9 protein-coding genes and 1 pseudogene are annotated in these 12,919 nt (G+C 53.6%); 6 read left to right on the forward strand and 4 right to left on the reverse strand.

Annotated features, from left to right (window positions below; translation table 11 throughout):
- Window positions 1-56: 56 nt before the first annotated feature.
- The 3 genes and pseudogenes from L1N85_RS22415 to trxB all read right to left on the reverse strand — a co-directional run bounded on the left by L1N85_RS22415 (window position 57) and on the right by trxB (window position 4,706).
- Complete coding sequence (locus L1N85_RS22415) at window positions 57-965, reverse strand: LacI family DNA-binding transcriptional regulator (RefSeq protein WP_235241281.1); 909 nt, start codon at window positions 963-965, stop codon at window positions 57-59.
- Between the two features lie 919 nt (window positions 966-1,884).
- Window positions 1,885-3,522: pseudogene (locus L1N85_RS22420) on the reverse strand (glycoside hydrolase family 13 protein); the annotation flags it as partial.
- A gap of 239 nt (window positions 3,523-3,761) precedes the next feature.
- Window positions 3,762-4,706 (reverse strand): thioredoxin-disulfide reductase, encoded by a 945-nt coding sequence (gene trxB / locus L1N85_RS22425; protein ID WP_235241282.1) that lies wholly within the window; start codon window positions 4,704-4,706, stop codon window positions 3,762-3,764.
- 186 nt (window positions 4,707-4,892) lie between these two features.
- On the opposite strand from trxB, the gene galU reads away from it, so the two are divergent.
- The 6 genes from galU to L1N85_RS22455 all read left to right on the forward strand — a co-directional run bounded on the left by galU (window position 4,893) and on the right by L1N85_RS22455 (window position 12,175).
- Window positions 4,893-5,771 (forward strand): UTP--glucose-1-phosphate uridylyltransferase GalU, encoded by an 879-nt coding sequence (gene galU, locus L1N85_RS22430; protein WP_235241283.1) that lies wholly within the window; start codon window positions 4,893-4,895, stop codon window positions 5,769-5,771.
- Between the two features lie 145 nt (window positions 5,772-5,916).
- A complete protein-coding gene (locus tag L1N85_RS22435) occupies window positions 5,917-7,026 on the forward strand; it encodes a GntR family transcriptional regulator (protein WP_235241284.1) in 1,110 nt (369 codons plus the stop codon).
- Window positions 7,027-7,176: 150 nt separating this feature from the next.
- Window positions 7,177-7,872, forward strand: coding sequence for an L-ribulose-5-phosphate 4-epimerase (gene araD / locus L1N85_RS22440; protein WP_235241285.1), 696 nt, complete (start codon window positions 7,177-7,179; stop codon window positions 7,870-7,872).
- 15 nt (window positions 7,873-7,887) lie between these two features.
- Complete coding sequence (locus L1N85_RS22445; protein ID WP_235241286.1) at window positions 7,888-9,558, forward strand: ribulokinase; 1,671 nt, start codon at window positions 7,888-7,890, stop codon at window positions 9,556-9,558.
- A 233-nt stretch (window positions 9,559-9,791) separates the two neighbouring features.
- Window positions 9,792-11,045, forward strand: a complete 1,254-nt coding sequence (locus tag L1N85_RS27730) for an FxLYD domain-containing protein (RefSeq protein WP_235241287.1) — start codon at window positions 9,792-9,794, stop codon at window positions 11,043-11,045.
- Window positions 11,046-11,056: 11 nt separating this feature from the next.
- Window positions 11,057-12,175, forward strand: a complete 1,119-nt coding sequence (locus L1N85_RS22455; protein ID WP_235241288.1) for a S1C family serine protease — start codon at window positions 11,057-11,059, stop codon at window positions 12,173-12,175.
- A 129-nt stretch (window positions 12,176-12,304) separates the two neighbouring features.
- On the opposite strand, the gene L1N85_RS22460 is transcribed toward L1N85_RS22455, so the two are convergent.
- The coding region (locus L1N85_RS22460; protein WP_235241289.1) for a hypothetical protein at window positions 12,305-12,919 on the reverse strand (615 nt) is incomplete at its 5' end.

Consider the following 12,919-nt stretch of genomic DNA (forward strand, 5'->3'; position numbering starts at 1 on the left):
CCGATTTGACTTGTCAAGTGCACTATTCGATATGTTGTGTCAATTATGTTACGACGTTAGATTTTGGTTGTCCATTGCTTAACCTGTTGACATTGGTTATCTATTAGCTGCATCATCAGTTGAAAGGCTTCTGCCGGCTTGCGGTCCCCGTATTCAATTCGTGCCGCACCCGGGGGGGCGATACCGGGACAGCCTGCCGAGCATATGACGGTTAGTTTGGTTGGATCTGCATGCTTTGCTACAATAGTTGCAGCAAATTCATTAAGCACAATGCCGTGCATACCCTTAATCCCCGCAAGAAACCGCCTAAGCTGCTCCTCATCCTCCAAAACATGAATCAGCTCGTCAGGCACGCCTGAGCTGATGCGAATTGTATCAACTAACTCCATATTATTGTAGCTGTCGATGATGAGATAGCTTTGTTGCAGGCTGGAGATCGTATTTGCCTTTTCAAAGGCATCCGCATAATTATAGTTCAGCTTATAAAAGAGGGAGTCATCAATGTGGCTGTCGACCACGATCAACGGTACGCCGACCGAAAAATGGCTGGAAATCAAATGAAAGGTCTCTTTCTTTACATCGATGACAAAAACGCCATCGAGCTTGCGCTCCGAGATAATGTCGAGCTTAGGATTCGCGGCATCAAGACTGGTCAGGACGACATGATAACCCCGTTCCGTTAAAAGCCGCTCCAGCCGTTCAATAAAATGGGCATTGCGGAATTGTCGCCAGAAGCCTTCATTTTCCGCGCGATTTATTAGGATGCCAATCAGTCCGGACTTTTGCTTGACCAGTGATCTGGCGGCAAGGTTGGGCACATAGTTTAATTGCTTAGCGGCATCGAGCACCCTGCACCTGGTATCGTCGGGAATCGTTTGATTAGGCGCATTATTGAGTACATAGCTTACTGTAGCGACGGATACCTCGGCTGCCTTTGCGATATCCTTTAATGTTGCCTTTCTCATAGAAAGTTTGCTCCTTAAATAACTTAATCGTTTAAGTTATTATGACATGAATCCGAATGAAAGTCTAGAGGCAGCTGAACTTTCGACGAAACATCTTATTATCAACGTTAAATATGTCCGGAAAGCGAGAGGTTACTGTACAAACCCAATTTAGCGAACGCGGAAGGGCTAAAACTTCTTGCTCCCCAGCCCCGTTTGGCGCTCTATCTTGGATTTATCCAGTAACTTAACGCTTACGAATTACTCCTAACCTAGCGAGCGGTTTATTCAAGCATATTCTCCCAATTACCAATTAATCTCGTGAACTGCATAAGTCCTGATTAGATACACTAAATCCAGCTATTACTAGAATAGTAAGCTCTCAGGTTCTCTAGTGGCAAGAATGCATCTATAAGCAAAACAAATGGGGCTTGCCCCTAAGTCATCAAATAACTTTTGGGACAGCCCCATTATGGTATTGTTAAACCGTAACCTGCTTTAAGATAATAAAGCCGTAGGCCGGCAGCGAAAGCTGCAATTCGCCTGCTGCATTGCTTGATATTGTAGCCGGATCAGACTCGTTATTTGCACTGGAGAGGAGCGTCGTCCATTCGGATATGCCGCCCTCGTTAGCTGCAGCGGATTCTGCCGCCTCCGAAGCTCCAAGGCTGGTTGGCACGTCAATGCTTGCAACAACCGTCGAAGCTTCGAGGCTGTTAGGCAGGTCAACACTTGCCGTTGTCAAAGCCGCAAGGACTTTTGCCGAACCAACGGTTGCCGATGCCGCAAGGCTGCTGGCCGCACGATCGTTTGCCACCGACATGGCTGCTCCTGCTGAAGCCGGTTCCGCAGTATCAGCCGCAGCTTCTGTCGCCGTTTCGGTTTGAGCGAAGCCCGCGAATGCAATCGCGTGAGGCGCCACGCCGTTGTCCGCCGGCGCTGCCTCGACTGCGAAGCGCAAATCCGCCGCTTCGCCGCGGGCATTCATTGCGATGAGCAGGCGCTGATCGCCATCACGGCGCTCGTACACCAGCGTGCCGTCGGCCGAGCCGACGTGCACGAAGCGGATGTCGGCGCTGCGAAGCGCGCTGTAGCTGTGGCGAAGCTTGATCGCTGCCGTATAGAACTGCAGCAGCTCCCCATTTTGCTCCACGGGATCCCACACCATGCATTTGCGGCAGCCGGGATCGCCGCCTCCATCCAAGCCGACCTCGTCGCCGTAATAGATGCAAGGAGTTCCCGGGTAGGTGAGCTGAAACAGCGAGGAGAGCATCATCGCATCGGTGTTATCGTCGCAAATCGTGAGCAGCCGCGGCGTATCGTGGCTGTCGAGCAGATTGAAGGCCGATTCCGTCACTTGCTGCGGATAGGCAGCAAGTTGTGCGCCGATCGCATCCGCGAACTCCGTCGCATCGATCTTCTGATAAGCGAAGAAATCCAGTACGGCGTTCGTAAACGGATAGTTCATCACCGCATCGAACTGGTCGCCCTGCAGCCACATCATCGAGTCATGCCAAATCTCGCCCAAAATGTACGCTTCCGGATTGACATCTTTCACCGTCTGCCGGAATTCGCGCCAGAATTGGTGATCGACCTCGTTCGCGACGTCGAGTCTCCAGCCGTCGATGCCGATTTCCTCGATCCAGTAGCGGGCCACCTCAAACAAATAGGCCTTCACCTCGGGATGCTCGGTGTTAAGCTTCGGCATCAAGGGCTCAAACGCGAACGTCTCGTACGTCGGGACGCCGTCCACTACCTGCAGCGGCCATTCGCGAACGTGGAACCAATCCGCATACTTCGACTGCCGGCCGTTCTTTTGCGCGTCGACGAAAGGAGGGAACGTTTTGCCGGAATGATTGAATACCGCATCCAGAAGGACGCGAATGCCGCGCGCATGGCAGGCGTCGACCAGCTCCTTCAGCTTCTCGTTCGTGCCGAAATGCGGATCGACCTTCATATAGTCCTGTGTATCATATTTATGGTTCGTCGTCGCTTCGAACAGCGGCGTGAAATAAACGGCGTTGATGCCCAGTCCGGCAATGTGATCCAAGTGATCCATGACGCCCTGCAGGTCGCCTCCAAAAAAGTTCTGAGCAGTCGGCTTGCCGCCCCAAGGCAGCACGTTTTCCGGGTCAAGCGACGGGTCGCCGTTCGCGAAGCGCTCCGGAAAGATTTGATAGAAGACGGCATCCTTCACCCAAGCCGGCGGTTCAAATACATCGATGGGATTGATATATGGAAAATCAAAAAACGAATTCGGATTGTCCGGAAGCGCGGGCTCGAAGCCTTTTTCCGTGAAAAGGACCGTTTTTCCTCCATCCATTAGACGGAAAGCGTAACGAAGCCGGCGGAAAGGTGGGATTACGGCCGTTTCCCAGTAATCGAACAAGGCATCCGAGGAGAACACTCGCATAGGCGTTGTGGTTACGGTCTGATCCCATGCGTACTTGTCGCCCACAATCGCTTCAACCGCGGAAACATCGTCTTTTTTGGTACGCAGCCGAAGATGCAGCGTCTTGCCGTCGTAGGCGTAGGCCCAATTTTGCTTCGGTCTGTGGTAAATCGCTTCTAATAACATGTTTTCATCGCTCCTTAAGGATTGGTGTGGAAAACGGGACTTGAAAACGCGAAAAAGGTACACCCTCTGCTCATACAAGCCGAGGTTGTACCTTTTCCATTCACACGTTCAGGCGCCGCTCACGCGAAGCATACGGAGAATAAATGGTTGCGGTAGCATTGCCTTTTTATTGTAACTCTCAACACTTTTATTATACATATTTTGTGCGTATTGTACTAGTCTGTTTGCCAAAAAAAAGTTTACGCGTGAACCGTTTCGTGAGCCTGGGATTCCAGGAACCGCTCGCAATCGAGAGCGGCCATGCAGCCGCTGCCGGCGGCCGTGATCGCTTGGCGGTAGTTGCGGTCCTGAACGTCGCCGCAGGCGTATACTCCTGGAATATTCGTCTCCGAGGTGCCCGGCTTCACGATAATGTAGCCTTGCTCGTCGAGGTCGATTTGGCCGCCGAGGAAACCTGTGTTCGGCGTGTGGCCGATTGTGACGAATAAGCCGTCCGTTTCGAGAAGCTCCTCCTCGCCCGTTTCATTATTGCGTACCTTCAATCCTTGAAGGCCCATGCCTGTCGCCGTTACTTCAATCGGAGTGCGGTTCAAGCTCCAAACGATTTTTTCGTTGGCGCGGGCGCGGTCCTGCATAATTTTCGAAGCGCGCAAATCGTCGCGGCGGTGAACGAGGCGAACCTCGGAAGCGAAGCGGGTAAGGAACACCGCTTCCTCCATCGCGGAGTCTCCGCCGCCGACTACGATGATCTTTTTGCCGCGGAAGAAGAAGCCGTCGCAGGTTGCGCAAGTGCTGACGCCGCGTCCGATGTTTTCTTGCTCGCCCGGAATGCCGAGATATTTCGCCGATGCGCCGGTCGAGATAATAATCGATTCCGCCTGCAGCTCGCCAAGCCCTTCCACGTCAAGCGTGTAAGGGCGCTTGCTGAAGTCTGCGCTTTTCACCGAGCCGGTCTTGAAGACAGCGCCGAAGCGCTGCGCTTGCTTGCGCATGTTCGACATCAGCTCGCTGCCGAGAATGCCGTCAGGGAAGCCTGGAAAGTTTTCGACCTCGGTTGTCGTAGTCAACTGACCGCCCGGCTGCCAGCCCTCGATAACAAGCGGCTCCATATTGGCGCGAGCCAAATAAATAGCTGAAGTCAAGCCGGCGGGACCTGTGCCGATAATAATCGTTTTGTGTACCATATATAGTTCCTCCATTCGGAATTCGCGTGAAATAATAAATACTACTTTAAAATTATTACAAACTAGCCTTTATGTCAATATCGTTCATATAACATTCATGTCGTTGCTGTATTGGATAAGTAAAGGCAAAAAGGGTATGATGAAGGCAGTATTTACGATTACTGCGAACATGGAGGTCATGCTCGAATGGAGAAACGGATACGGAAGGCGGTTATTCCCGCCGGAGGATTAGGCACGAGGTTTTTGCCGGCTACGAAGGCGCAGCCGAAGGAAATGCTACCGATCATCGATAAGCCGGCGATTCAATATATTGTAGAGGAAGCCGTCCAATCGGGCATTGAAAGCATTGTTATCGTCAGCGGGCGGAACAAACGGGCGATCGAGGATCATTTTGACAAATCGGCCGAGCTCGAAATGGAGCTGGAGGCACGACATAACGAGGAAATGCTGGCGATGGTAAGGGACATCTCAAAGCTGGCCGACATTTATTATGTTCGTCAAAAGGAGCCGCTCGGGCTTGGGCATGCCGTATTATGCGCCCGTCGTTTTATTGCGGATGAGCCTTTCGCGGTGCTGCTTGGCGATGATATTTTGAAATCCGATCCGCCCTGCCTGGGTCAAATGATCGGCGTTTACGGGGAGACCGGATCTTCCGTCGTGGCGGTTATGGAGGTGCCATGGGATCAGACGCATAAATACGGCATTGTCGATATCGAGGCGGGCCAGCAGGTTGCCCGCGTTCGCGATATTATCGAGAAGCCGGCGCCGGGGCAAGCTCCGTCCAATTATGCGGTAGTCGGGCGCTATGTCCTGAACCCGGCCATATTCGACCTGCTGGAACGCGCAAAGCCGGGAAAAGCGGGAGAGATCCAGCTGACCGACAGCCTGCAGGAGCTGAACCGCATCGACGCGTTATCCGCTTACCGATTTGACGGCCGCAGGCATGATGTGGGCGACAAGCTCGGCTTCGTGCAGGCGACGATCGATTTTGCGCTGGAGCGTGCCGACCTTGGCGAAGATGTCAGAAGGTATTTATTGGAACGGTTGAAGGAATCGCATTCCTAATTATTTATAACAGCTGCAGCTAAGCCGCCTTGGGGCGGCTTTTTGTATTGCCATATGGAAGCGTCTGCCGGAATTGAATCATGTACGTACAAGTTTCACATGTGCTATACTAAAAGGCATACAACTAACGGAGCTGAGGTGTGAAGTGAAAGAACAGCAAACGCCCAAATATATGCAGTTGAAGCAGCAGATCTTATCATGGATCGTCACTGCACAGTTTAAGCCGCATGATAAGCTGCCGTCGGAGAATGAGATCGGCAAGCAGTTTGAGATGAGCCGCCAGACGGTGCGGCAGGCGCTTGGCGATTTGGAGCAGGAGGGCTGGCTGTACCGGGCACAAGGGAAGGGGACTTTCGTCTCCGACCAGTCCGTTACGGAGCGGCGCGGCTCCTCTCACGGAATGACGATCGGAATGATCACGACCCACATATCCGATTATATATTTCCGACGATCGTTCGCGGGGTAGAGTCCAGCCTGCGCGCTGTAGGCGCAAGGCTGCTGCTGGCCAGCACCGATAATGAGAAGGATAAAGAAAAGGACAGCCTGGATTCGATGCTTCGCGAGCCGTTAACCGGCCTGATCATCGAACCGACCAAGAGCGCGGAGGGAAACCCGAACTTTAATTATTTTCTGGCTCTCGATGCGATGAAAATTCCTTATGTGATGCTGAACGAGCGCTATAGCGATGTCGACGCGCCATGCCTGCGGGTAGATGATGAGCTAGGCGGTTACCGCGCGGCGGAGCATCTGATAAAGCTGGGGCATCGCCGCATTGCCGGTTTTTTCAAAACCGATGACTTCCAAGGCGTTCATCGGATGCGCGGTTTTTTGAGAGCCAATCGCGAGCATGGACTGGCGGTTCCGACCGATTATTTGCTCCGTTACTCGACGGAGGAGAAGCAGTCGAAGCCGGCCGGGGCCTTATTTTCCCTGCTGCAGCGCGGGCCGGAGCGGCGGCCGACAGCCATGATATGCTATAACGACGAGCTGGCCGTTAGAATGCTCGATGTCGTGCGCCAATTTGGACTGGCCGTGCCGGAGGATTTGTCCATCGTCGGCTTCGACGATGCCAATCTGGCAACCGCGACCGAGGTGAAACTTACGACCGTCGCCCATCCGAAAACCGACATGGGAGCCGATGCCGTGGAGCTGTTGCTTGGCATGGTCGAGAAGCAGCAGCGTTGCCATGCGCAGGATAAGGTTTATGATCCGCAGCTTGTCATACGGGAGTCGACGCAGCAGCTTAATCATTAATCGGCAGATGCACGTAAGATTGATAAAAAAACACGTGACACACTTGTACGTACAACTTATAATGGAAACGAAGATATTTAATGGTGATGTTCGTATAAGCGAAAACGGGCAACCGAATCGAAGATAGCTTGAAGGGAGCGGTCTAGTCTCATGTTAGAAGCGTTGAAGCATGCGGTTTGGGAAGCGAATATGGATCTTCCGAAATACGGTTTGGTTACATTTACTTGGGGGAACGTCAGCGGAATCGACCGGGAGTCCGGCTATGCGGTCATTAAACCGAGCGGCGTTCCTTACGAGGAGCTGAAAGCGGAGCAAATGGTTGTCGTGGACTTGGACGGCAGCGTTATTGAAGGAAATCTGCGTCCATCCTCGGACACGGCGACACATGTGCTTTTGTATAAAGCATTTCCGAATATCGGCGGCATCGTGCATACGCATTCGCCCTGGGCGACAAGCTGGGCGCAGGCGGGCCGCGGGATTCCGGCTTTAGGCACGACGCATGGCGACTACTTCTACGGCGAGGTGCCCTGCACGCGCGCGATGACGGAAGCGGAAATCAAAGGCGCTTACGAGCTCGAGACCGGCAATGTCATCGTGGAGACGTTCAAGAATAAGAACATCGATCCGAACCAGGTGCCGTCGGTACTGGTGAACAGCCATGCACCGTTCTGCTGGGGCAAAGACCCGCATAATGCGGTTCATAATGCCGTTGTTCTTGAGGAAGTGGCGAAAATGGCGCTGCACACGTTCCAGCTGAACCCGAACGTTCAGCCGATGGATCAAGATTTGCTGGACCGCCATTATTTGCGCAAGCACGGGGCTAACGCCTATTACGGCCAAAAATAAGGAGGACTCGAAAAAATGAGCAAAAAATATGCAATTGGTGTAGACTACGGCACGCAGTCCGGCCGCGCGGTTCTCATTGATCTATCTGACGGGGCCGAAGTAGCCGAGCATGTAACGGCTTACACGCACCGTGTTATCGACGAGAAGCTGCCTGTATCCGGCATCAAGCTGGAGCTTGACTGGGCGCTTCAGCATCCGCTTGATTATATCGAAGTGCTTGAAAAGTCCGTGCCGGCCGTTATGCAGGAATCGGGCATTGACCCTGCCGACGTAATTGGACTTGGTATTGATTTTACGGCATGTACGATGCTGCCGATCGACGAGGCAGGTCAGCCGCTATGCGTACAGGACGCTTACAAGGACAATCCGCATAGCTGGGTAAAGCTGTGGAAGCATCACGCGGCGCAGGACGAAGCGAACCTTATTAATGAGCTCGCGGCTCAGCGCGGCGAGAAATGGGTACCGCGCTATGGCGGCAAAATTTCATCCGAATGGATGATGGCGAAGGCTTGGCAAATTTTGAACGAAGCGCCGGAGATCTATGAGACGGCAGATAAATTCGTTGAAGCAACCGATTGGGTTATCGGCCAATTGACCGGCAACATCGTTCGTAACAGCTGTACGGCCGGTTACAAAGGCATGTGGCATAAGCAAGAGGGCTACCCGAGCAAAGCGTTTTTCAAAGCGCTCGATCCGCGCCTGGAAAACTTGACGGAAACGAAGCTGCGCGGCGAAGTGGTGCCGCTTGGCTCTAAGGCAGGCGAGCTGCAGGCTGATATGGCGGCCCGCATCGGTTTAGCTGCCGGCACGGCTATCGCCGTAGGCAACGTGGACGCGCATGCGGCAGTGCCGGGTGTTGGCGTTGTTACGCCAGGCAAGCTTGTTATGGCCATGGGCACGTCGATTTGCCATATGCTGCTCGGTACGGAAGAGAAGGAAGTCGAAGGCATGTGCGGCGTCGTTGAGGACGGTATCATTCCGGGCTACTTCGGCTACGAAGCGGGCCAATCGGCGGTTGGCGACATTTTCGAATGGTTCGTGGAGGAATCGGTTCCGGCTTATGTGCTTGAAGAGGCTGAAGCAGCTGGCGAGAACGTTCATGTCTACTTGACACGCAAAGCAAACGAGCTGAAAGCCGGCGAATCCGGCTTGCTGGCGCTTGACTGGTGGAACGGCAACCGTTCCGTTCTTGTCGATACGGATTTGACGGGGACGATCTTAGGCCTAACCTTGCTTACAAAGCCTTGGGAAGTATACCGCGCCCTGCTGGAAGCGACGGCATTTGGTACACGCAAGATCGTGGACGCGTTCCACAGCAACGGCGTTGAAGTCAATGAGCTGTATGCTTGCGGAGGATTGCCGCAGAAAAATGCGCTTCTGATGCAAATCTATGCAGACGTAACGAACCGCGAAATTAAGATAGCGGCTTCCAAGCAGACGCCGGCGCTCGGCGCGGCGATGTTTGGAGCGGTAGCGGCAGGCGCAGCGAAGGGCGGCTTCGACAATATCGTCGATGCAGCCCGGAAGATGGCGCGCGTGCGCGAGGAAACGTTCAAGCCGATTCCGGAAAACGTGGCGGTATACGAGAAGCTATATGCGGAATACAATCTGCTGCATGATTACTACGGCCGCGGCGCGAACGATGTGATGAAACGGCTGAAAGCGATTAAAGAAGAGCAGGTTTAATGAAATAGAAGGGTACAGCTGATAGGGCTGTGCCCTTCTTTTTACATATTAAGCAGAATGTAAGTTTGAGACTTACTCTGCTTATATTTCACCGCGAAACGGGCTTTTGCCGCCAAAGACGGCGCCAGCCTTTTGCGCATAAGTTCCCACTAAAATTAAATGGAGATCGTTTACTTTTTAATATAGAATAGATAGATGTGTGTGGAGAACGAGTTGCTGGGGGATGAACGGAAGTGTATTGCCATCATTGCGGGAAGAAGCGGACAGACGATGCCATCTATTGCATGAAATGCGGCAGACTGCTCGCTGCAGAAGAAGAGGCTGACGAGAACGCTGGCGCCGAGCAGGCTGCCGGACTATCGGAGTCGGACTTATTAATAGAAGCAGAAAATAGGAACGGACATCAGATTATGCCGAAGGTTATGGGGAAAAGGGAAGCCAGTCGGTCTGTTTGGCCATGGCTGACGCCTTTGCTGCTTGCTGTTGTGATGGCGGTGTCTCTATTCTTTTACTATACATATCAATCACATTTGAATGATAGAGTACTTGAGCTGCAAGCAGAGGGGAAGGCTGCGGCTATGGCAGGCCACTATGCCGAAGCGCTGGATAAGCTTAATGACGCAGCGGATGCCAGGCCGGCATTTGCGGCTGTACAAGCGGATATAGAGATCGTGACGGATGTCGCAGAGCTGGAGCGAATGGTTGCAGCGGCCGGCAAACAGCTGGAAAATCAGTTGCTGGGCGAAGCCGAGCAAGCGCTGGAGCAGGCAAGGGAGCGACTTAAGGGCCGCGCGGAGCCTGTATATGCGAAGGTGAAGGATCAGATGGAGACCTGTCAGGTCAAGCTGGACGTCATGAAGCTGGCGGTGGAGCTCGAAGGCCTTACGACCGTAGACGAGCTTGAGGCAAAGCTTAAGGTCGCTAAAGGTTTAGATAGCGAAGAAGCGGCCGCTGTTCAAGAGCAGATTATAGCAAGAATTATAGACATCAGCTATACGGAAGCGGAAGCGCTGCTGCAGAAGAAGGACTATACCGACGCGCTGTCCGTGACGGTCAGGGCGCTTGCTTTTGCCAAGGACAATGAACGCTTGACCTCGCTCGAGAAACGGATCCAACAGGCTCAGGAGCAGTACGAGAAGATGGAGCAGCAGCGGCTCGAGCAAGCGATGCAGAAAGCGGCGGAAGAGGATTTGAAAAATCAGACGGCGGCGGTGGAGGTCGTCAATATCGTCACGACGCTTGACGAATTCGGGGCTCTCCATATTGAAGCCGAGCTGAAAAACGCGGCCACGCGGCCGATCTATTCGATTTCGATCGAATTTACGGTCTATGATGCCGAGGGCAACGAGGTTGGCTCGGGTACGGCGGAAGCGATGCCGAATTACGTAGAACCGGGCGAGACGATGAGCTTTATGGATACCGTGTTTGGCGTGTTTGCGGAAGATACGACCGTAGTCGTCGACCATGCGACATGGTATTTGGATTGAGGAGGAAGCAGATGAGAAAACGTACGTGGATGAGCATCCTTGCCTCTGCCCTTGTCTTATGCGGAGGAGCGGGGGCCGCCTATGCGATCCATTCGGAGGTTCCAAGTCAGCTGACGGGCAAGCCGCTTCTGGCTATTGCCGAGCAAGGGAAGGCGAAATCGCTTAAGGATATTATTTTTGAAACGCAAAAGTTTGTGGTGATGATCGAGACGGACAGCGGCGCGCAAGGCTCCGGTTTTCTCTATAATCGGGAGGGCGATTTGATTACCAACGCCCATGTCGTTGAGGGAACGCGCAAGGTGACAATTAAAACGGCGGATGCGCGCGAGCTGGACGGCGAGGTTATCGGGATTAGCACGGAGACGGATATTGCCGTCGTTCGTGTTCCGGCATTGGCAGGCATAGAGCCGCTTCAGGTCGTTCGCGGCGAGAAAGCGGAAGTAGGCGACGAGGTGCTTGCTGTCGGCAGTCCGCTTGGTTTTCAAAATACGGTCACGACGGGGATTATCAGCGGACTAGGCAGAAGCTTCGAGATCGAGCCTTACTTGTATTCGGATCTGTATCAAATCTCGGCCCCGATTGCGCCCGGAAACAGCGGAGGGCCGCTCGTTAATCAGAAAACGGGTGAAGTAATCGGCATTAATTCCGCAGGCTATGAGCAGGGCTCGATCGGCTTCAGCATTCCGATTGACAACGTTATTGAGCTGGCAGAAGGCTGGTCGAGGGAACCGATGGAGGAGCTGCCTAAGCTGGAGATACCGGATGAAGCGGCCAGCTTGGAAGAGGAGGCCGCGGTAGACGAGTTTGCCGGTTATCTGGTCACTCATTTCTATGACAGCTTGAATAATGCGGATTATGTATATGCGTACTCGCTGCTTGGCGGCAATTGGAAGGAAGGCACGAGCTACGAGAAATTTCGCGAGGGATACCTCGGTACCCGGAACGTAGTGATCGATGATATGCATGTGAATGACAGCAGGGACGACAAGACGACCGTAATAGCCGTGATCTCGGTTGATGAGCGGGTGGACGGCGAATATGTGCTTAGTAAATATCAAGTGACCTACGAGGTCGGCTACGAAAACGATCAGTTGAAGCTGATAAGCGGCAAAGGGAAGGCTATTAAGTAACGTCGTTAAGCAAAAAAGAGCTAGAAGAGTCGTCCGGGGAGACGATTCTTTCCAGCTCCTTTTTGATTGAATCGCAACGTGATTTTGCCGCAAGGACGGTGTCAGCCGCTTTTGTTTCACAATGATTTATTAGTCTTCTTGGCTTTCTTCTTCACGTGTAAACGGTGAATATATAAGCTCTAGAGCGACAGAGTCATAGCGCTGAACCGGGAAGTTAAACAGTGTGGATGGAATGATGAGTCCATTCAAAAGAAGCTGATAGCGAATATTGCCGCCGACCGGTATGCCGCTGACGGAAATAATTTGGCCGTATTGATTGAAACGAACGACGCCTGTTCCAGCCAACGCCAGATAGATCGTCATACCTGGACGGTAAGGAACCCGATAGGCCTGCGTCACATTAGGGAACGCTCTTCCTCCGTTAATGACGACCGTGATCCATGGCCGCGGTCCTGGTCCCGGAGGGTAAGGGTACGGTCCCGGTGGGTAAGGGTAAGGGAATGGTACCGGAAAAGGAATAGGGTACGGGAACGGCGGAAACGGCGGCCGCGGCGGCGGTGGCGGCGGGAATGGCCCCGGCCCCGGCCCCGGCGGGAACGGCCCCGGCCCCGGCGGGAACGGCTCCGGCCCTGGCGGGAACGGCTCCGGCCCTGGCGGGAACGGTCCCGGCCCCGGCGGGAACGGCCCCGGCCCCGGCGGGAACGGCTCCGGCCCCGGCGGGAACGGCCCCGGCCCTGGCGGGAA

This window comes from Paenibacillus alkaliterrae (assembly GCF_021532375.1).
Classification (GTDB): domain Bacteria; phylum Bacillota; class Bacilli; order Paenibacillales; family Paenibacillaceae; genus Pristimantibacillus; species Pristimantibacillus alkaliterrae.

What these genes read in the sequence shown, in the direction of transcription:
- araD (WP_235241285.1), top strand. Translation starts at nt 7,177, where the DNA reads ATGTTAGAAGCGTTGAAGCATGCGGTTTGGGAAGCGAATATGGATCTT.
- trxB (WP_235241282.1), bottom strand. Translation starts at nt 4,706, where the DNA reads ATGGTACACAAAACGATTATTATCGGCACAGGTCCCGCCGGCTTGACT.
- L1N85_RS22415 (WP_235241281.1), bottom strand. Translation starts at nt 965, where the DNA reads ATGAGAAAGGCAACATTAAAGGATATCGCAAAGGCAGCCGAGGTATCC.
- L1N85_RS22445 (WP_235241286.1), top strand. Translation starts at nt 7,888, where the DNA reads ATGAGCAAAAAATATGCAATTGGTGTAGACTACGGCACGCAGTCCGGC.
- L1N85_RS22455 (WP_235241288.1), top strand. Translation starts at nt 11,057, where the DNA reads ATGAGAAAACGTACGTGGATGAGCATCCTTGCCTCTGCCCTTGTCTTA.
- galU (WP_235241283.1), top strand. Translation starts at nt 4,893, where the DNA reads ATGGAGAAACGGATACGGAAGGCGGTTATTCCCGCCGGAGGATTAGGC.